At 34.2% G+C, this 20,279-nt stretch carries 16 protein-coding genes and 2 pseudogenes; 4 read left to right on the top strand and 14 right to left on the bottom strand.

All coding sequences use genetic code 11. The features are described from left to right. Positions 1 to 40: 40 nt before the first annotated feature. From ACFZP3_RS02395 to ACFZP3_RS02365, 7 genes and pseudogenes are all read right to left on the bottom strand, one after another. Positions 41 to 898: a recombinase family protein gene (locus ACFZP3_RS02395; protein WP_386086777.1), complete on the bottom strand. Its 858-nt coding sequence runs from the start codon at positions 896 to 898 to the stop codon at positions 41 to 43. Further along, positions 807 to 1,082 carry a hypothetical protein gene (locus ACFZP3_RS02390; RefSeq protein WP_017532679.1) on the bottom strand — a complete coding sequence of 92 codons (276 nt, stop codon included), beginning with the start codon at positions 1,080 to 1,082 and terminating at the stop codon, positions 807 to 809. Before ACFZP3_RS02390 ends, ACFZP3_RS02395 begins: the two co-directional genes overlap by 92 nt. A gap of 106 nt (positions 1,083 to 1,188) precedes the next feature. Further along, entirely contained in the window at positions 1,189 to 1,650 is a 462-nt protein-coding gene (locus ACFZP3_RS02385) for an ankyrin repeat domain-containing protein (RefSeq protein WP_182182953.1), read from the bottom strand. Positions 1,651 to 1,675: 25 nt separating this feature from the next. Further along, complete coding sequence (locus tag ACFZP3_RS02380; RefSeq protein WP_386087103.1) at positions 1,676 to 2,329, bottom strand: ankyrin repeat domain-containing protein; 654 nt, start codon at positions 2,327 to 2,329, stop codon at positions 1,676 to 1,678. 179 nt (positions 2,330 to 2,508) lie between these two features. After that, complete coding sequence (ltrA, locus tag ACFZP3_RS02375; RefSeq protein ID WP_386086776.1) at positions 2,509 to 3,810, bottom strand: group II intron reverse transcriptase/maturase; 1,302 nt, start codon at positions 3,808 to 3,810, stop codon at positions 2,509 to 2,511. Positions 3,811 to 3,836: 26 nt separating this feature from the next. Further along, positions 3,837 to 4,307: a hypothetical protein gene (locus ACFZP3_RS02370; protein WP_386086775.1), complete on the bottom strand. Its 471-nt coding sequence runs from the start codon at positions 4,305 to 4,307 to the stop codon at positions 3,837 to 3,839. A 168-nt stretch (positions 4,308 to 4,475) separates the two neighbouring features. Then, positions 4,476 to 5,213, bottom strand: a pseudogene (locus tag ACFZP3_RS02365) (phage tail protein); the annotation flags it as partial. On the opposite strand from ACFZP3_RS02365, the pseudogene ACFZP3_RS02360 reads away from it, so the two are divergent. From ACFZP3_RS02360 to ACFZP3_RS02350, 3 genes and pseudogenes are all read left to right on the top strand, one after another. Then, positions 5,213 to 5,470, top strand: a pseudogene (locus ACFZP3_RS02360) (ankyrin repeat domain-containing protein); the annotation flags it as partial. The pseudogenes ACFZP3_RS02365 and ACFZP3_RS02360 sit on opposite strands and share 1 nt — an antisense overlap. Positions 5,471 to 5,544: 74 nt before the next feature. Then, positions 5,545 to 5,778, top strand: a complete 234-nt coding sequence (locus ACFZP3_RS02355) for a DUF2924 domain-containing protein (protein ID WP_386087102.1) — start codon at positions 5,545 to 5,547, stop codon at positions 5,776 to 5,778. A gap of 10 nt (positions 5,779 to 5,788) precedes the next feature. Next, on the top strand, positions 5,789 to 7,282 hold the full coding sequence (locus tag ACFZP3_RS02350) for a recombinase family protein (RefSeq protein WP_386087101.1): 1,494 nt from the start codon (positions 5,789 to 5,791) through the stop codon (positions 7,280 to 7,282). A 463-nt stretch (positions 7,283 to 7,745) separates the two neighbouring features. Here ACFZP3_RS02350 and ACFZP3_RS02345 read toward each other — a convergent pair whose 3' ends face one another. Then, positions 7,746 to 7,880, bottom strand: coding sequence for a hypothetical protein (locus tag ACFZP3_RS02345; RefSeq protein WP_019236507.1), 135 nt, complete (start codon positions 7,878 to 7,880; stop codon positions 7,746 to 7,748). Further along, positions 7,873 to 8,697, bottom strand: a complete 825-nt coding sequence (locus ACFZP3_RS02340) for a hypothetical protein (RefSeq protein ID WP_386086774.1) — start codon at positions 8,695 to 8,697, stop codon at positions 7,873 to 7,875. The genes ACFZP3_RS02345 and ACFZP3_RS02340 overlap by 8 nt, the downstream gene beginning before the upstream one ends. A 37-nt stretch (positions 8,698 to 8,734) precedes the next feature. Between ACFZP3_RS02340 and ACFZP3_RS02335 the strand changes: the two genes are divergently transcribed. Beyond that, a protein-coding gene (locus ACFZP3_RS02335) for an IS630 family transposase (protein WP_386086489.1) occupies positions 8,735 to 9,596 on the top strand; the annotation gives its coding sequence in 2 pieces (ribosomal slippage) (positions 8,735 to 9,060 and positions 9,059 to 9,596; 864 coding nt in all). Positions 9,597 to 9,961: 365 nt separating this feature from the next. Here the strand turns inward: ACFZP3_RS02335 and ACFZP3_RS02330 are convergent. From ACFZP3_RS02330 to ACFZP3_RS02310, 5 genes are all read right to left on the bottom strand, one after another. Next, a complete protein-coding gene (locus ACFZP3_RS02330) occupies positions 9,962 to 11,908 on the bottom strand; it encodes an ankyrin repeat domain-containing protein (RefSeq protein ID WP_386086773.1) in 1,947 nt (648 codons plus the stop codon). A 656-nt stretch (positions 11,909 to 12,564) separates the two neighbouring features. Continuing rightward, complete coding sequence (locus ACFZP3_RS02325) at positions 12,565 to 13,377, bottom strand: hypothetical protein (protein WP_386086772.1); 813 nt, start codon at positions 13,375 to 13,377, stop codon at positions 12,565 to 12,567. A 2-nt stretch (positions 13,378 to 13,379) separates the two neighbouring features. Next, positions 13,380 to 14,762, bottom strand: coding sequence for a hypothetical protein (locus ACFZP3_RS02320; RefSeq protein ID WP_386086771.1), 1,383 nt, complete (start codon positions 14,760 to 14,762; stop codon positions 13,380 to 13,382). A gap of 9 nt (positions 14,763 to 14,771) precedes the next feature. Continuing rightward, a complete protein-coding gene (locus tag ACFZP3_RS02315; protein ID WP_386086770.1) occupies positions 14,772 to 16,109 on the bottom strand; it encodes a hypothetical protein in 1,338 nt (445 codons plus the stop codon). Between the two features lie 717 nt (positions 16,110 to 16,826). Then, entirely contained in the window at positions 16,827 to 20,246 is a 3,420-nt protein-coding gene (locus tag ACFZP3_RS02310) for a cytoplasmic incompatibility factor CifB (RefSeq protein ID WP_386086769.1), read from the bottom strand. Positions 20,247 to 20,279: the final 33 nt, after the last annotated feature.

The raw sequence follows: 20,279 nt of genomic DNA, 5'->3' as shown, positions 1-20,279 counted from the left end.
CCTCTCTCTGCATCCTTGCTCTTTTTCTATTTTCATCCAGTTACTTTTGTACTTTATTAAATAACCCTTCATCAACTATTTTTGGTACTGGTATATAAATCCAGCTGTCCTCATCTGTGCGACAGATAGAAACCTTTTGTTTATTTCTTTCTCTTTTTTCAACCCTCTTTAATTTACCAAACGCTGCTTGTCCTTTATATGCTGGATTTCTTAACACCTTCCAAATTATTATTGGACACCACACCTTCTTTCCAGTTCTTGTTCTAATTGACTTATCTCTTAGTCTACGTATCACTTCCCTTATACTTATTCTCTCTTGCCCTACCCACATGAATATCTGCTTTACTATTTTTGCTTCCTCTTCATTTATTTCAAACTTTGTCTTTTCTCTATCTACATGCTTTATACGATTATAACCAAAAGGTGCAATGCCAATTACACTTACACAGCCTTTTTTTGCTCTATGGAGTTTTCCCCTACGACTACGTTCCATAATCTTTGTACACTCATATTCTGCCACTAATCCTTGCATTCCCAATAACAATTTAGACTCTGGATTATTTTCAGTCTTATGATTTAAGAATATTACTTCTACTCCTGCTTTTTCAAATTCATCAAGTAATATCATTTGATGTGCAGATTTTCTTGATAGTCGGTCAGGTGAATGAATATAAATTTTATCAATTTGATCTTCTCCTACTTTATCACGTAATGCATCTAAACCTTCACGTTCTAAACTCCACCCACTAAGCCCATCATCCTTAAATTCATACTCATTCAATAACTCATGCTTATCTGCAGCAATTCTATGCTTGAGCTCGGCAATTTGACTCTCTATTGTATTGTTCTGCGCTTGACTCTTCGATGAAACTCTTGCATATAAGGCCACTGTTATCATTTTTCTTTATCTCCTTTTCATTGTTTCTTTTTACCGCATACCTTAGTAACAGCTCATAGGCGTCTGCTAGATGTTGTTCCGCTAATTCATCTGGCTCGTATCGGCAAGTTAATGTTCTTTTTCTCATAGTTTCTCCTGCAAATGTTTTTGTAGTGCAAGGAGCCTTACCACTCCTTTTTTCCATCAATCCATTTACTCTTATGAAAAAGACCAACTTTTATCAGCTACAGCCTTCAAATTTGGTCTAGCCCTTCCTTTACCAACTGCTGTTGCGCTTTCTGATACGACTCTTATTTTTTTAACAAACTTTCCATTTTCTCTGTTTCTTTCTTTAATACCTCGGCTATTTCTTTGCTATTTTTCGCATAATCCATCGCTGTTATTCCAAATTTATCTGCTTGCTCTATTTCAGCCCCTGCTTTTACTAGCTCCTCCACTATTTCTTTTTCTCCTACCATACATGCAAGATGCAGCGGAGTGCATTTATTGCCATACTCTTCAGCATTTACATTCCCTCCTGATTTTATCAATTCTCTAACTGTTTCTAGACGTTTCTCCGTTATCGCTAGATGCAGTGCTGTATGTCCTCTTACATCTGCTGCATTCACATCTACTCCTTTTTCGATTAATAACCTCACTGTTTTTACCTCTACTGCATAATGTAGAGCTGTTCTTCCTTTTTCGTCTCTTTCATAAATATTTTTAAACGAGTTCTCTAATAGTGACTCCTCTTTTTTACCCAGCTTTACCATAACTTACCCCACCTTTTCTTTAAACCTAAGCCTTCCTTTTTACCACCTCATCTATCATTGCATTCACTTGGCTGATTATCTTGCTTGCTAAATTTTGACATTCTTTCTTTATTAGCGATTTGTCTCTCTTCCTTATTTCTCCTATCTCTATTATTTTTAGCTCCGGCATGTAGCTTCCATTCAACATGTCTGCTATTTCTCCCACTAGCCCCTCTATTCCATAGCACGTCAGTTCTCTACTTTTTGTTACTCCTCCTTTTTCTCTTAAAAATTTACTTGCCTTTTCACTCTCTTTGCTATCACATAGACAATACTTTTCACTTTCCCAGATATAGTACATTGGTGTTGCACCATATTTATTCAGTTGATTAACTTCAGCTCCGGCCTTTACTAGCTCTTTTATTATTTCAACTCCTGCTCCTCCTATTTTGCACGCAGAGTGCAGTGGCGTACATCCAGTGACATATTGAGTGGCATTTACTTCTGCTCCCGATCTTAGCAGCACTTTTATATTTTCTAAGCTTTTCGCAAATACTGCACAGTATAGTGGTGTATAACCATTTTTATCTCTTGCATTGATCTCTGCTCCTTTATTTATTAATAACCTTACTGTTTTGTAATCAGAGATTTCTACTGCTTGGTGCAATATCGTCTCTCCTTCTTCATTTCTTTTATTAATATCTTTAAATCCGTTACTTGATACTTCTTTAAAAAACTTACTCTTGCTAAAACTGTTCGGTAGAAGCTGTAGCTTTACTCCTCTCGTTTGAGTTTTATTACTACAACTCCCCCTAAAGAACCGTGCTTGCAGATTTCCCGCACACGGCTCATCAATATTAGTTTTCACAGTCGTCCCTCTTATGCATATAAAGAAAAATGTATTTTTGGCTTTGGTAATGGATTTACTTCTACGTAGTGTACAAACTGTTCCCAGGTCATACTCTTTTTCTGACTACGCCGATTTATCCATTTAAATGCTAGCTTTCTTACTGATGTGTAAAATTGTTTCAAACACCAATAATTTCCGCTAATACCAAAGTAGTTATAGTGTCCTGTTAATTTAGCCTTCAGTACTTGCCACCAATCTTTAAGTCGAATACCTCCGCGGACTATTTTCAACCACTCCTTGATTTCTTTTAGTTTTCTGGCTAGATTTAACTTTGAGGTTTTATGTCCCATTATTAATCTACCACGACGACTTTTTGCACCATAGTTCGTAAACCCCAGAAAATTGAAACTTTCCGTCCTTCGTTTCTCTCTTATCGCTTGTTGCCACTCCCTCTTGCCAAACTTTACTACTCTGGTCTTGTTTTCAGATACTTCCAACCCAAATTTATTTAGCCTTTGTTTCAGTAATTCCAGAAATTCTTCCGCGTCTACCTTACTTTCGCAACAAACCACAAAATCGTCGCAAAACCTTATTAGTTGTATATATCCTCTGGATCTTGGTTTAAATTTCTTTTCTATCCATAAATCCAACACATAATGTAAGTATATATTTGCTAATACAGGACTTACTATACCACCTTGGGGTGTACCTTGTTTTGTTGCTTCATAATTTCCAGCTTCGACTATCCCTGCCTTGAGAAACCGCTTTACTAACCACCGCAAATTTGGGTCAGTTATTCGTTCCCTTAGACATCTCATTAGCCATTTATGCTGTATATTATCGTAGAACTTCTTGATATCCACTTCTACAATGTAGTTTATTGGCTTGTACATAACTGCTTTATCTAGTGCATTTACCGCTTGATGACAGTTTCTTCCAGGTCGAAATCCATATGAGCTGTCCAGAAAGTTTGCCTCGTAAATATTTTCTAGTATCTTCTTCAGCATAATCTGTACTAATTTATCCTCGGTCGATGGTATTCCGAGTCCGCGTTTCTCTTTACTTCCAGCTTTCGGTATATATACCCTCTTTACTGGTTGTGGTTGATATTGCTTCCTCTTCATACTTTCTACTAGCACTTCGAGTTTCTCATTCAGATTTTCTCCGTATGATTCCACTGTTATCTGGTCTACTCCACAAGCCTTGTTACGCTTCAGTTCTTTATAACATCTCGCAAGATTCTCTGTATTTATCAGATGGACTAACGATGTGAATTTTAGTCGCTTATCTTGCTTTGCTCTTACTGCTATCTGGTTTAGTTTATTTTGCATGTTATTCCAACCTCCGTTGTATTGGCCTAGCAATCCCTATTCCAGTTACTATATTGCTGATCGCTTCCCCTTGTACGTGGCTTTCCCACATTCTGAGTACTATCAATCAGTCCGACTTCCCCTGCATCTTCCGCTAGTTCTTGCCTTTGTTGACTTGTTCCAGCGTACCTTTGTAGGAATGCATAGGATCTCCCAAGTTCACTTGAAGTCCATTTCAATACATGGCACGGTCTCAGATCCCGATAGAGTGAGTGATAACTTGCCTTTACGTTATCCTTCATGCTGTCTTCCATGGCCATGAAAATGTCGACCTCTATGTCTTCAGGTATTTCGGAACTCAATCCCTTCACTTTCGTTGTACCCTGCATTGTCCATCCCACTAGCTCTATTACACTCGTTACCTCATGCAACATAGTGGTCTGTTCCAAACTGTTGGCTAGACTTTGTTTGTGTTGGATTTTCACCAACTGTTCTCCAAGCACTTCTTGGCGCACCATTTCATACCTCACAAAATTAGCTTTTCTAGCGCCAGACAAATTTCTTATATTTACCTGCCGCTATTCAAGTCATGTCCGTTTTAGCATAAGAAAGCAAGTCTTTTTCTTTTTATTTCATACACTTTTACCTATTATTAATATAATATATGAGGATCTAAATATAAGTACTTAGCTTATTATACATATTACTTGACTATTTTTCCAACTTCTGTGCAAATGTCGATGTTCGTGCCACTTCAGTACTCCTGGATAAAATACTAAAATGTGCTTTTCTAATTCGTGTATTGAGTCTTTTTGCTCTGAATCCAAATCATTTTTATAGTAAACGTTGTGTTCTGCTAAAACATATTTTCTGACCTTCTGATCTGTATAATTTTCTAATTTGTAACGATGGATAATGCTGAATCTTTCTAAAATTGGCTTGTGTTTTAAACTCCAATGTTGCCCTGAAAGTTTATCGCTTCCCAATACAAATTTATTCCCTCTTTCCTCTACACTACTTACTGGAAAACATGCGTTTATTTCTCCTAAGCTCCAACTGTCCGATAATATAACTTGCGCTTTCGCAAACTTTATTTCTGGTAATAAACTTTGTGGTAATGGATATAGTGCTTTTAAATTGTACCACTGATGACTCCTTTCATAGATGCCTTTGTAATCCTTTGTGTGAGGCTCTGTTTCTCCAAGTACTGCTACATCTAATCGATATATGTCATTACTAAATGTTTGTTCATAATGCTCTCTTAAATAGTTGTCTACAATCTCTACTAACGGACCTCTAGAACTGAAAAAATTTATTCTTCCAAACGATAACACTGGTCCATCTTTTTCAACTTTTCTACCTGAATAGTCTGATAATAAGCTGCCGAATATACTTTCATCTAATATAAACCTATCAACGTTATACAGGAGCAGACGTAAATGCTGAGGAATATGGAAATAAATGCATACCTCTACACCTTGCGTGCATGGTAGGTGAAAAAGAAATAGTGGAGGAGCTGGTAAAAGCTGGAGGAGAAATAGAGCAAGCGGATAAATTTGGAATGATAGCGATGGATTATGCTAAAAATAGCAAAAAGATAACCGAGGTATTAAAGAAAGAAACAGACAGAATTGAAAAGTTATTTGAACAGCAAAGTGGGAAATCTTCTATGAGAGGCTAAAAGCATGGAGAAAGAAATAGAAAAGAAGGTAATGAATTTAGAGAAAAAAGCGTTGGTAGAGTTGAGTAGAGTATCTGGCAGATCGGCTAGAAAGGGGAAAGAGAATAAGTAGCGACAAATTACCAGTAGAAGGGACAGAATTAATACTAGAGAGAGGGGAAGAGACTCATACAGTAATGGTAACAGATAAGGGTTTAATCTACCGAGAAGAATTTTTCACATCATTATCAGCAGTAGCCGGGAAAATAATGGGAATGAGCTACAACGGACCTTTATTATTCGGTATGCGTGATAAAAATGAAAATTGAAGAGAATAAAATGCTAAAAGAAGTAAGGTGTGCGATATATACAAGAAAATCAAATGAGGATGGGCTAGAACAAAAGTTTAACAGTCTTGATGCGCAGCGAGTAGCATGTGAAAAGTACATAAAGAGCAGAGAAGGCTGGGTAGCATTGGCAAAAAGGTACGATGATGGAGGATATTCAGGGAAAAACTTAGAAAGACCAGCGATAAAGGAGTTGTTTGAAGATGTAAAAAAAGGAGAAGTAGATTGTGTGGTAGTATATACGCTAGATAGGCTCTCGAGAGAAACAAAAGACAGCATCGAAGTAACGTCATTTTTTAGAAGGCATAGAGTAAATTTTGTAGCAGTAACGCAGATATTTGACAATAATACGCCAATGGGAAAGTTTGTACAAACAGTGTTATCAGGAGCAGCACAACTAGAAAGAGAAATGATAGTAGAGAGAGTAAAAAATAAAATAGCAACATCAAAAGAACAAGGACTATGGATGGGTGGAACTTTGCCGCTTGGGTATGATGTAAAAGATAAAGAATTAATAATAAATGAGAAAGAAGCAAAGTTGGTAAAACATATATTTGAGAGGTATATAGAGCTAAAGTCAATGGCAGAGTTGGCAAGAGAGTTAAATAGCCAAGGGTACCGTACGAAATCAGATATCTTTAAAAAGGCCACGGTAAGGAGGATAGTAACAAATCCAATATATATGGGAAAGATAAGACATTATGAGAAAGAGTATGAGGGAAAGCATGAAGCTCTAATAAAAGAGGAAAAATGGCAAAAAGCACAAGAATTGATAAAGAATCAGCCATATAGAAAAGCAAAATATGAAGAAGCTCTGCTAAAGGGAATAATTAAGTGCAAGAGCTGTGGTGTAAATATGACACTGACATATGCAAAAAAAGAGAATAAGAGATATCGATACTACGTATGTAATAACAACTTAAGGGGAAAGAATTGTGAATCAGTAAATCGAACAATAGTAGCAGGAGAAGTAGAAAAAGAAGTGATGAGAAAAGCGGAGCAGATATATGAAAATTGGAGAGAAAAGACCGAAGAAAAATGGGAAAATTTAAATTTTGGAAAGCAGAAAGAAGTAGTGAAAAAGTTAATAAAAGGAGTAATGATAAAAGAAGATGGAATAGAGGTGAGTTTAGAGGATAAGGTGGAATTTATACCAATAAAAAAGAAAGGAAAGAAATGCACAGTAATTGAGCCAGAAGGTAAAACAAACAATGCACTACTGAAAGCAGTGGTAAGGGCTCATCTGTGGAAACGTCAACTGGAGGCAGGAAAATATGCAAGTGTGAAGGAACTGAGCGTTAAAATTAATATAGGTACAAGAAGGGTACAACAAATTTTAAGGTTAAATTATTTAGCTCCGAAGATTAAAGAAGATATAGTAAATGGGAGACAGCCAAGAGATTTGAAATTAGTTGATTTGAGAGAAATACCGATGCTGTGGAGTGAGCAATTGGAGAAATTTTATGGTCTTGATTGCATTGTTTAACAAGAGGAGATGAAAACATCGAAAATAATAGGAAAAGCTGTTGCAAAAAAAACTTAAGGATTTATAAGGAAACCACTATTGCAAAATATGAAGGACTTCTAATGCACCAGCAGATGTTGAAGAGGTTAAAAATAGTCTTGATGTAAACCAGTGTGACAAAAACTGACATTAAATTATATGAGTATATTAATATAAATAGTAAAGATTTTTAATTTACATATGAAACCAGAGCAAATTATTGAGCAAGAGTCAAACTCACATAACAATCCTTTTCTGCTGAAATAGAACCATGTTTTTATAGTGAAGGAAATCCGTATATACGAAAAATCATCAAATCAACCAATTGCGGCTGGTGTTGTTGGTGCGTTATTATTGGTGAGCTGTGTTGCGTTTTATGTTTTATTTCGCAGTGGCAGTATGTGGTGTATGGATTTTGCGTTGTATAATGCTACAAAGCCGAATACTAAACTTGAGTAGGTCTATTATCCAGCCTTCTTTGAATCCTGCACAGTTGAGAAAATCCATAATCATCAAGTAAAACTTTTAAATTAGGTAATTTCTTCTCATTTGAGCTTATAGAGCATACTTTTTTAACCATGAGCATGATTATTGCTCCGGACAGGAGGTTCCACATTTTCCAGATAGCCATGACTGTCTACTTTCAATTCATTTCCTAAGTTGTGCTCTATTTTTGTTGCAAACGTAAATCCTAATATTTTGCAAAATTTTTCGAAATATTCTCTTATAATATCAAATAAACTCTTATCGCCATCTTGATAGTTTTTTAACTCCTCAGGAACATCAAGTAATAACTTACCGTCTCTATATATTAGACCCTCTTTACCATTCTGAGATTCAAGTGTAAATTCCATTGAAAATGATATATCACATATTTTTTTCTCAGAAAAATCTAGAAGCTTTACAGGTGCTTTGGGGATTTTACACTCAACTTTTACAGAATTTGGATTTTTGCAGTCAATGTACACTTTTCTCTCAACACCACTATTGACATTCATAAATAATTTATGTTTCTCGTAAAGTTCCATCATAAATGGTCCATATATATGTTCATATCCTGCTTGATTGCAATTAGTAGCTAACTCTTCTAGAATATGATCATTTGGAGCTTCTGCTCTAGAATGTTGAAACATCTCCTTAAAAACCTCTTTTGCAAATGAACGATAATTCTTTTCTCCATTTTTATTATTTTTAACCAAGCTAATATGTTTTTTATATAATCGGTCAACAAAATCCCTATCTATATTCTCTCCGTTAATGATGAAATCCATTCTATTAATGTCTTTATATGCTTGCTCACCAGAATTTGCGCTTTTATTATCTTTAGCTCTTAATTTATTAAAACCAAATTCTTTAATTTTAGCCTTTAATGTATAGCTCTTCTCATAATAATCCAAACAAGTTAAGATATGGATTTATGGTAGTGGGGTTTGTATGCCAGCAGCGTATAGTTACGATTTAAGGAAAAAAGCAATGGAGGCATTGGATGAAGGAGAAAGTAGAGCAACTGTTGCAGAGAGATTTAAAATTGGAAAAACGACTCTATATGAGTGGCAGAAAAGGCGTAAGGAAACGGGAGATTTTCAGTCAAAAAAGCCTGGAAGCGTAGGATATAACCATAAAATTACTGACTGGAATGTTTTTACCAAATTTGCAAAAAACCATGGTGGCAAAACTCAGTCAGAGATGGCTAAACTCTGGGGTAATATCAGTCGACAAACGATTCACCGCGCACTTAAAAATATTGGATTTACAAGAAAAAAAGACCTACGGATATAAAGAAAGAAATGAAGGAAAGCGAGCTCAATTTTTAAAGGTTATAGCAACAAAACGTCATGAAAATCTTGTATATATTGATGAATCTGGAATAGATAATACAGAAGACTACCCATACGGATATTGCAGAAAAGGAGAGAGGTTTCATTCATTAAAATCAGGTAAAAAAACTCAGCGTGTCAGTATGATTGCAGCTCTAAATAAAAGGAAGATCATTGCTCCATTGACCTTTGAAGGATACTGCAATAAGGATGTTTTCGAGGCTTGGTTTGAGCAGTTTTTAACTCCAATTTTAAGGTCTGGCCAAACTGTAATTCTTGATAACGCTACATTCCATAAATCTAAAAAAATAGATAATCTTGCTAGAGGAGTTGGTGCTGAAATTCTTTATCTTCCTCCATATTCTCCAGACTTTAACGAAATTGAGCATAATTGGTTTGCTATAAAGAATAGAGCTAGAAAAAATATCCCTATTTTTAAGTCTTTCCGTCAAGCTGTTGATTCTGCTTTTTTATTCTGACTATTATGAGAAGAGCTATAACTATTGGATTTGCTTCTGTCATACTTCCCCCTTACTAAAGCCTTCAAAATTAATTATACTATAGGAATTGTTAATAGATTATTGACGATATATAAGTGTAACGATGGCTTTGTACTACCTGTATAATAAATACGCTAAGGCAAAAATTTAGCTGTAGAAAGAATAATGCAACTTTATCGCATTTCATTTTACTATAACTTGACTATAAGAAAAAATCTTATTTTGATTACTACGAGTAGTTCTATAAACCAAATTAATTGTAAAAAAGAGCGAGTGATTTGTGTAGAGCTTAAGATAATTCGTTTCTTAGATTGCTAATTATCTTAGTTAATATTTAATACCTTCTACCTAGCAATTTCTTCCCTCGAATTAGAAACCCTTCTTAATTCTTCACGTTCTGCCCATTTGTTGTTAGACTCGCTTATTACTTCAGGACGCATTAATCCACCAGATCTTTCAAAATATCCCTGTTCAATAGCATCGTAGACCCAGTAGTTACCAAGCTTGCAATCATTGCCTAACTCTTCTTCGCGATCTTTGAATTTTTCTAATATTTCTTCTCTATTACTCACTTCTACTATAATTTTGCTTTTATTCTGTATGTCAGGATACAGCCTAACGTCTACATTTCCCAAACTAGTATAGAAAGTTAATACTATACTGCTGCCTTCTGTAAGATCTGTATAATTCCTTATGCCATCTTCAGTTTTAATTTCTACTTCACTTTTACCGATCTTTACTATATTTCTTCCACACTTTACATCCCCATCTGTTAGACCTAAATCCCTTGCCCCATCTGTTATCTTTATAATGTCTATTTTACTATCTTTAGAATATTCTAAGTAAAAAACGGAGTTGTCTACTCTTGCATCTTTTAGCTCGCTATTGGTTGCACTTTTTGCGATTTCAATAAACTTATGAGAATTGCTAATATAATCTCTATAAGCTTTTTTTAGGTTAGTTTTATGCTCTTTAAATTCTGATGTCAGTGTGTTAGCATCAACTGTATTACCAAACACTGCCCCTTTTGATACTAATTGACATATTATATTACTAGCAACTTTAGGATTTTTTTCTAATTCACTGATTTTTTTCATCACATAATCGGTAAAAGTGTACTCATTACCTGAAAAGAAATCTTGTGAAAGAGAATAGTTTAATCGTACACCAGACTTTATAGCATCGTTTACAATCTTTTCAAGTTCAGCCATATTTTGAGCTTGAAACACCTTATCAGAAAACTTATTTAACTTCTCCTTTTGATTTGAAGTTAAATTAACGAGTAATTTACTGGCCTGTCCTTCCTTTTGCTGAAGATAAATATTTATACCATAATCTAATGCTCCTGCTTCTAAAAATATCTTTCTTAACTCTTGAATAAGACCTTCATTGTCCCAAGAAAAACGATCAACATACGAAAACACTTTTGATTCACCCATTCCTTGCCGAATATTTAGCACCACTTTTAGGTCTGAATCTCTTTTATGCTTACTTAAAAAGTCCTTTAAATTTTTAGTGCAATCTGAATCGAGTACAAGTAAGTCATACAATTCCTTATTCATCTTTTTCTGTTTATCAGTTAAAAATAATTCTTCTATATTATAGCAGAGCTTATTAGTTGCTATTTGTTGTGGAGTTCTTCCCTTTCTACTTGTTATATTAGGGTTAGCTCCTTTCAAGAGAAGAGAGTTTGCATTATTGTAATGACCTTTGGCAGCAGCAAGGTATAATGGTGTTTTTCCTTTATTATCTTGTATGTTAGGATCTGCACCTGCTTCTAAGAGTAAATCTATAGCTTGATTTCCTGTGCGACGAAATCCACCAATATTTGCTCCTGCAATCGCATGCAATACTGTTGATTGAGATTCTCCTCTTCTTAGGTTAAGAATTACTTTTAAATCTTTATTGTTTTTATTATCATGTAAAAATCCTTCAAGGGGCTCAGTATTATCAAATGAACCACAGTTAGAAGCTAAACATTTTAGAGCACTAAGTAACTTTTTGTTTAAAATTTTTTGACTTGGTGTAAGATCGTGATCTAGAGCAAACCAAACACAAATCTGTTCACTTAATCCAAGTTTGCTATCTATCAAAGACGGTGGTTCATTATAGTTTCTAACTGATGGTAAATCTCCTGAGTACCACATATCATTCATCAGTTCATTTAATAAATGCTCTTTAGATGATAAATGTTCTATAATGGATTCATATTCAAAATCAGATGGTTCTGGTTTGGATTTTGGTTTTAGTAGATTGATGATAGATTTTACTATCCCAGTAGACTCACCCATACTTACCCCTTAAGCTAAGATACATAATATATTGTATGCGATATGTAACATTAAGTCAATAACCATAATCTTTTTACTACTCACGTCGTTAAGCTTTTGTTAAGTTTTTATGGTGAGTAACAATGGAGTATATAGAGAGGTTAAAAGTTGCTTATGACTGTAAATTTGAGCTAATTTTACTATAGATGAACATAGTTAAGACCTATATTTGATATCACTATTATAAGAGCATGATGGATTATGCTTTAAAGGAGTGGAAAAACTGCTGAAGATTATACAGTAACCTGCGGAGCCACTTCAGCAGAATAAACAAACACATGCCAGTATTAGTAGAGAATTACTTATAAGTCAACTAACTTTTTCAAAAATATTTTAGCAAGAACATCAGTGTTGTGAAAAAAAGTTCAAAACCTTCCAGCCTTGGTAACTATTTACACAATACATACTTTTAGCTCTTAGCTATCTAAGGAATTCACTGGAGATTGATTACTATAAATGTAATTCATATTATGCTTAGTAATAAATGTATCGGAAAACGAACTTTTAACAGCACTCCATGTACTCGTATCAGGATCATTTTGTTTTCCTTCTATAACTTTGTCACAAAACTTCCCGATAGCATAACCTACTTAAGATGACTATTTCTTAAGACTAGATCACTGATTAACTGCTCGAGATAGACCTGCTTGTTGAACATAAGGTTGTTGGAGACTACCTGGCTGTTGACCAAAAGCAACCACAGAACTATGTCTTACATCTACCTCTACAAACTCATTACCAATTTTTATAAGGGAACCTTCATCTGTTGCACCTTTATTAAAAACAGCATATATCAGTTTCACTTTGCCAGCATCAGTAATTACCTTATACGCTTCACCTTCTTTATATCTTTTCAACTGATCCTTAGCATCTTTTTCTTTTTTATCCAATTCTCCTTTCTTAGCAAATTTTAGCTCTATTCCAACTGGGGGGTATTCTTTTTTTTGATCAGTAGCATTTATAACCAACATAACATCCAACTTCTCTCCACCACCTATTTGAAATTCAGTAATAACTTTTATATTATCTTCTCCGTAGCTACTAAATAAACCATGCAATACAGCTTGAAATGTAGCCTCATTGCTTATTAATGATTTGAAAGGATGTAGTATATGAGAAATTTCTTCAAATAGTTTTTTGTAATCATCATATTTACCAGATTCTATAGCTTTGCTCAAAGCTGCTTTAAATTTTTTATTTTCCACAATTCGAGTAAAATTACCTTGTAAAATTTCTTTACCTCTTTTGTATTTGTCCAATGAGTCATACGTATTTACTGTAATTCCCTTATTCTTATTACAGTACTGATCAAATGGATTCTTATTACTAGGTGTACTGTATAAGTTACAGGTTATTTCTTGTATCTTTATGTCATTGACGTTTTGAATTCCCCTAATATTTTCAATAGGAATTCCTTTATTATCTGGCACTCTCAATGCAAATTCTTTTTTTCATTTATGTTGAGTATAAGCACCTTCTTACCTAAAGTTAGCACTATAGTTGTAACACAATCCTCAATACTTTCTTTTGCTGCTTCTGGGCGTTTCTGTGATCCAGTAACCATTTTATCATTTTGATCATAAATAAAAATATGTTTACCTAACTTTTCACGCTTAATAATATTAGAAATAAGTACTAGCTGACCTAAGATCATTCTGCTGACATAATTAATATTATCACTTCCACCATTGCTCCAAACAATTCCATAGTAAAGATACTCTAGCTGTGTTCTTATCACCTCAGCATTCGCTGCTTCAGCGCCAAGTAACTTTTCTATTACAGAATTACCTTCTCGACTAAGAAAATTTTCTACATCAATTTTAACATTTTCGTGATGAACCATGTCAAAATTTAATCCTACACAAATAGCTTCATTAGCTATAGTAATCATTCTTATAGAGTTAGAAAAAGAGCCCTTAACATAATCTTCTGCTTGCTTCAATGCTTTTATCACTGTACTTATCTCACCAGTACCTGCTTTAAGCTCAATAATAATAGGAATAGAGCTTAGCGACTTATCAGAACCGCGCACAAGTAAAATAATGTCTGCGTAACCTTTTCCAGCAAATAATTCGAGATAAAGTTTTAGGTGAAAACGATACTTAAAATTTATCAAAAACCCAGCTAAAAACCCATGATGACTTGATTCTTTACCGCTAAATAGAGTTTCTTTTTCATATTTCTTATAGACATTTGTAATATAATTAAACATTCTTCTAGCGTTCTTTTTTACTTCTTCGAAATCTTGATTACTCAATTTTGAAATTAAGCTCTCTAGGTCTTGTTGGTCACGATCTTTTTCTATTTCTGTAAAACCTTTTTGTGAATAATCAGTCTTTTTACTAAAAGCTGGATCAACATTTCCGTACTTTACTTCTTTTCCTGTAATTGTTATTTCATGCTCTTCTTTTTCTAGTTTATCAAACTCTGCTCCCATTTTCCATTTCTGTGCTATTTTTTCTAACTCTCCTTGAGAGAACTTTAGATGCATGTTACCATCAACTTGATCAGACACCGTTATACACTTAAGTCCCTCATTAGTTAATATAGCTATTTTTAAAGTTCTATTATCATCAAAACGAAAATGAAGTTTTTTGATACCAATTTTAGTAGCAAGTTCTGTGTCTAATACAGTAGCAAACATACCAAAAAAGAAACTAGGGAAAAAGCCTGGCTTTCCAACTGAATGCAAAAAAGAAGGAGATTGATTGATAAACGATTGGAACCTTTTGTGAAAATCTAGGAACTCGTCTTTTGATTTATTTCTCATCAACAGAAGCTGTACCAACTCAAGCGGCTTGACATTACTTGGCATATTACTCTCCTATTTGCTATGGCCTAAAGATTTTATATTATATGGGGTATCAGTCGTACTGAGACTTGACTGTGGCAAAGTATCACCAGCTTCACGCAAAATTGATTCTTTAGAAGCTTCTTGAGCTAATTTAGAAAACACTTGTTCTCCTAATTGCAATTTTTTACCCCCATGAAATAACTGAATTTTACTTAATACAGAATCTTTAACCTTTATCATCTCTTCACCACTCATTTCTTTTACGTGCTTTAATATCTTCCCTAATATTTCTTCTTTACTTACCCCTTGTCTACTTGGATCCACAATTAAATTTGCTATTGTATATGTAACTGAATAGTCTACAAAAATAGAGGAAATAGATTGCTCCCCGCGGTCTTGAGTTTTTAATTTTATTATACGTTCCCAAACATTCATCATACATTTTTTTGTTTCTTCAGACAGATCTGGATTCTTCAGTACTTGATCTGATAATGAAGATAAAAAAGTTGTGTAACGTTCACATTCAATCTGACTACACAATCGGCTTAATTCCATAAAAGAATCAAAGTAATACTGACCTACTAGCACATTCAACACTGCATAATAAGTATTTTCCTTATAATCTCTATTTAGTAATTTTTTCTTTTGTTCATCATCCATTTTAGACAGGCAAAACTCTATGGTGTCTACTTCTTTGTAACCCTTTACTGCAGATAAAGCTGCTTCAATTAACAAATTATTTTTATCTTGACTAGAAATACTGGAATCATTGTGCAATTTCTTATAGAAGAACTCTATACCTTCTTCCCAGTTTTTATTAGAATTTATCTGTATGGATTTTTGCAAACCTTCAACTGATTTATATTCGTTTAGTTTTCCAATCTGCTTATCAATAAGAAAAGACCAGAAAGCTTCTATAGGGCTAGTTTCTTCGATATTTTCCAATAATTCTCTTCTCAGATCATCATCAGATCCATCCTCTTCGAAGGCACTTCTCTTAAATCTCATAAATACTTGTTCAAACAATCCAGGAATCTTATCTTCTAGACAATATTTACATGCCAAGTAATATCTATCTGTAAGATCAAGTGGATTTTCTTTTCCATTTTTATTTTTTTCTTCAGTTAGCCTTTCACCAACAGCTTTATTTTTTAATTTTATTCCATCCCAACAAGAATTATCAGAGAATATATCAGAGAAAAATTTTAATTTTCCCTCATCAAAATCTTCAATTAATTGAATATAAACCCTCAACCATCTTTCTACTCTAAGATGTTTTCTTGCTTTAACTTGATTATCGTCGCCTTTAATACCACCTTTTAATATATCAAGTATTTTATTGTAATTGTGATCCAAACCAGATTCCATACCCGCAACTCCATTTTGTATTTTAATATAAACTTTAGTCTAGTAAATTATCGTTGCCAAGCCAATCTTTTTCTCCAAACCTTACCACTGCACAACAGGAAATTTCTTGAGAGCCAAGTATGATATTTTCATTCTAATAATTAATTATTATAAAACATTTTTATTTACGAAAAAATAGACCTTGTTGTAACTAAAGAAACGTCTATTTTAGTGCTGCAAAAATTTGAATTATTGACTCTTCCTAAGATTGCAAAAAAGGTCGTATATTTGTGAGAACACGTTGCGTAAAAATAAGGTTATAAAAATAGAAGATTTAAATTATTTCCATAAGCTTGAGCAAATTAGTTCGTATGTAGATATGGATAAAATGGGCTAATATGGCTAGTTTTAGCGTATAATGAAATCACTATATTAAAAAGTTCGTATGTATCGTTTGGTAGACCACGCGATTCCAAGAAAAAATCTTCTCACGCTAGCTGATTTTTGTTGCTGGAAATGGTTGCATCATTTAAATTTATTAATGTTATACACTACCAAATTAATAGTTGCTCATTTAAGAACCTCCTTCAACTTTACCCAACTCGACACATATACTTTTTGAAACATTGCTGCAAGTAGAAAAAAACAGGTTACCCACCTTAACTTCTTTAAATTTGCTCACAATCTTTACTTGATGCATAAGGTTTTTGTTACACTCCTTTCATCTACCGATTACCTCTACTTACCGCCTTTACCTTTGCTAAGGTCAGAAACACGACTAGCTTCAGGACCTTCTAAACTCGACTGTGGCAGGTCACCAAAATTACTGGAATCACTAACACCAAGCGATATAGGTGCTTCTACTAATCCATACCCTCCTCCTACTCTGTGATATCCTAATTCTAGATAAGTACGTAGTAATGGATCAATTTGTTCTCTATTTTGAATGTATGCTTGCAATTGCACATCTTGAAATCCCGGATCATTCCTGAATAATTGTGAAATGCCCACTCTTATGTTCTGAAAGTAATTTCTATCTCTGTTTGGGTGGCCTCTTCCAAGAAAATCGCGTATTATATTTATGATATTCTGCACTTGCCCAACAGGATTTTCGTTTAGAACTCGATTAATATCACTAGCATTTTCTAATGCCCATAAACCACAATTCCAACCATCTGTTTGCTGACTAACAGAAACATTATTAATCCTGATATTATTTCCTAAGTTATTTTGAATGATATCAGTAATACCACCTGGAACAGCAGTAGCAGTTGAATCAGCATAGTACCCAACATAGTTCCCATTTTGACGTTCAATCACTAGTGTAACCCAATGAGTATTATTTAAAGTAATGATTAAAGTTAAACGCTGTTGTTCTTCATTTTCCCTAAATTGATTTAATACTCTAACAATGTGCTCGTTACCGTCATTCCTTGCCAAATTAGCTACTTCAAAAGTGTGATTACCTTCAGTACGAAGCTGATATCGCAATCTTCCAGCGTGAGCTATATCAATTTGTTGAAGCCAGTAATCATAATGTTCATTTCTCGTCGCAAATTCTAGTGTAAGTAGATCATTTACTTCTATCCCTTGATTTCCAAGAATATCTCTTATTTGTCTTCTTATCTCTTGTGCTGTAGGAATGGAATTATCACCTCCCCTTATTCTTGACTTTAATGTTTCTATTACCTGTGCTCTAGTACCTTGCAAGTAACTAAATGGAACGTGCAGATTATCATCTATATCAAGCAAAAAAATAGAGTTCTGTCCTGGTTTTCTTTCCGTGTAAAAGCGCCTGAAATTTTCACGAGTCTGATCTGATAATAGACCCTCTGGTGGATTTTCATCAATAACACTTTCAGGTCCCACTAATCCTCTAGTACTGCGGTCAAGCCTATGTATATATAGTTCTTGTGGAATAGATATAAGATCTTCTACTCTCTGTGCACCTGCATTAAATACAGCAGAAGATAAAACCACCTCATTTCCAGGAGTAATAGGCAAATATCCCCTTTGCTTGTTCATAAGTTCTTTTATTCGATCTTTTGCGTTATTCTCCTTTTGTGCTACTTCTTCTGCATTATCAGCAAATCCTAATACATATACAATCGGGTGAGTATCTGGAGCATTCTCCGTAGATTGTCTTAATAATAAAAGGTCTAATCTCTGTTCTGTAATTCTTGTGAGCATTACCCTTTCTCCTTCTTCTTCCTGCCTCCTTTTCAAACTATATGTTTGACCAATTTTATACATAGCAAGCACTTTATCAGGATCGTCACTAGCATAAAATGTACCATGTAGTATAGAACGAAACTTATCCTCACTATTAACATTTATTGCATCCCTAAGTGGCATCAATGCTCCAGAGATCTCTTGAAATAATCCTCTATGCTGACCTACATTTTTCCAGCCATCATTCATAACCCTTTCTGAAATACCATGTACATTTTCAGCATTAGGTACTTGTACAAGATCACCATCAAGAAAATTATTTGCATTATTATTTTGATAATCGTGATATAAACCAAGGTCATTTGGTTGATCAATATCTAGCTCAAATTGGTCATTAAGTGTGCATGAAACTTCCCATACATGAACATTATTTCCATTAATATTAAGATTTTCTAAATTGATTGCTCCTTGTTGTTGTGCATCGTGAGCTCTAATATGGAGTATAACTATATCAGAACCTTCAGCATGAAAGACCATAGTCAATGCGCGCTTTCTTAAATTGGGGTCACCATGTATAAATGTGTGCTTTATTATATGTACTTCATCTTCCTCTACACCTTCTAGTTGTAAAGGGTGTATATCAAAAGCACTACTTCCAAAAGTAAAACCAGTTATACAATCAAATACTCTGTTATAATTATCTGCATTTCTTGGTATTTCACCAGGAAGATGTTGAAGCAAGAAATCTCTAATATTCTCTCCAACCTCTTCATCTTCTATATACTCAAACAATCTTTGTACTAAAGGAAATCTATCCTGTTGAAGCCCTACTGTATCAACACTAAAAGGATCTAGATTTAAATTAAAATTTAATCCAACACAAACAGTATGCTCTGATGTGGTATGAATAGGTATAAATGAAGAATTGTGTAACCTTCCAGCATAGCCTATGGCACAGTTTAATGCAACATCTGACGGTGTGTCAAATATAGCAAGATTAATAACAATAGGAATATTTTCTCTTTCTGCTTGATGAAGTACAAGAAAAGCAACATGTGAGTTTCTAGGAGATAAGTCAAGATCGATGCCTATTGTGTAGCGATGACTAAAATTTGCTAAAAAACCTAATAAAAACCCGTGACTCTCAAATTTTTGACTGCGATTTTCAATATTATTTTCTAGCGCTTGTCTGCAATTATCATAGATGTCAGTGATGTATGGCAAAACTTCCCTGTGCATTCTACGTTCTACATTTTGTCTTTGGTTATTTGCTAGTATTCCCATAAAGTTGTCAATCCTTTGTTGACCTTGTGCTACCTGTGCAAACTTGACTGATCTATCAAGTTGTCTGAGCTGATTGTAATTGAGTTGTCTTCCTTTTATTTCCTGAATTGTCAATCCGTGATCTCCTAAGAGTTGTCTAAGAAGACTAATCTCAGATGCTGAATACTTGGCAAATTTATCTCTATCTCTAAAATCCTTTTCACGAATCACCTCGAATACTGTTGCAATTGCCTCTCCCTGACTCTTGCCCTTTCCATGCATGCATACTTTGTATTGCTCAAAATTTAAGTCTTCTTCCCTTAAATTTGGATTTTGCCGTCTAATCTCTCGCACTAGAGCATTTCTCTCCCTTGTACTGAACCTCAACCCATCACTATTAGGACGATCAGAAATACTGTAGCATCTGACAACTTGCTGTCCGTCACGATAAACAGCGACTTTTAGATTTCCTGTATTTCTATTTCTACCACCTGTATCAATACCATGATTATCAAAACGAAAATACACTCTCTCATTTTCATTTAAGATATTAGCATCATGTGCAGTAGAAAACATACTAAAAAAGAATACAGGAAGGAAACGACCTGCACTCACATGATACAAGAAAGATGGACATTGATCTAAAAAAGATTCAAATCCTTGTCTGAATCCTTCAAGATCTCCATCCACCAAACTCCTAATAAATCCATCACCATTACTCATACAAAATACCCCTTATTTACTACGACCAGAAAC

The sequence above is a fragment of the Wolbachia endosymbiont (group A) of Norellia spinipes genome, from assembly GCF_964273535.1.
This window is presented reverse-complemented; position numbering and strand designations above follow the sequence as displayed.

Excerpts from the sequence above, each read along its gene's own strand:
- ACFZP3_RS02395 (WP_386086777.1), bottom strand. The coding sequence starts at position 898 with ATGATAACAGTGGCCTTATATGCAAGAGTTTCATCGAAGAGTCAAGCG.
- ACFZP3_RS02390 (WP_017532679.1), bottom strand. The coding sequence starts at position 1,082 with ATGGAAAAAAGGAGTGGTAAGGCTCCTTGCACTACAAAAACATTTGCA.
- ACFZP3_RS02385 (WP_182182953.1), bottom strand. The coding sequence starts at position 1,650 with ATGGTAAAGCTGGGTAAAAAAGAGGAGTCACTATTAGAGAACTCGTTT.
- ltrA (WP_386086776.1), bottom strand. The coding sequence starts at position 3,810 with ATGCAAAATAAACTAAACCAGATAGCAGTAAGAGCAAAGCAAGATAAG.
- ACFZP3_RS02370 (WP_386086775.1), bottom strand. The coding sequence starts at position 4,307 with ATGGTGCGCCAAGAAGTGCTTGGAGAACAGTTGGTGAAAATCCAACAC.
- ACFZP3_RS02350 (WP_386087101.1), top strand. The coding sequence starts at position 5,789 with ATGCTAAAAGAAGTAAGGTGTGCGATATATACAAGAAAATCAAATGAG.
- ACFZP3_RS02345 (WP_019236507.1), bottom strand. The coding sequence starts at position 7,880 with ATGGTTAAAAAAGTATGCTCTATAAGCTCAAATGAGAAGAAATTACCT.
- ACFZP3_RS02330 (WP_386086773.1), bottom strand. The coding sequence starts at position 11,908 with ATGGGTGAGTCTACTGGGATAGTAAAATCTATCATCAATCTACTAAAA.
- ACFZP3_RS02320 (WP_386086771.1), bottom strand. The coding sequence starts at position 14,762 with ATGCCAAGTAATGTCAAGCCGCTTGAGTTGGTACAGCTTCTGTTGATG.
- ACFZP3_RS02315 (WP_386086770.1), bottom strand. The coding sequence starts at position 16,109 with ATGGAATCTGGTTTGGATCACAATTACAATAAAATACTTGATATATTA.
- ACFZP3_RS02310 (WP_386086769.1), bottom strand. The coding sequence starts at position 20,246 with ATGAGTAATGGTGATGGATTTATTAGGAGTTTGGTGGATGGAGATCTT.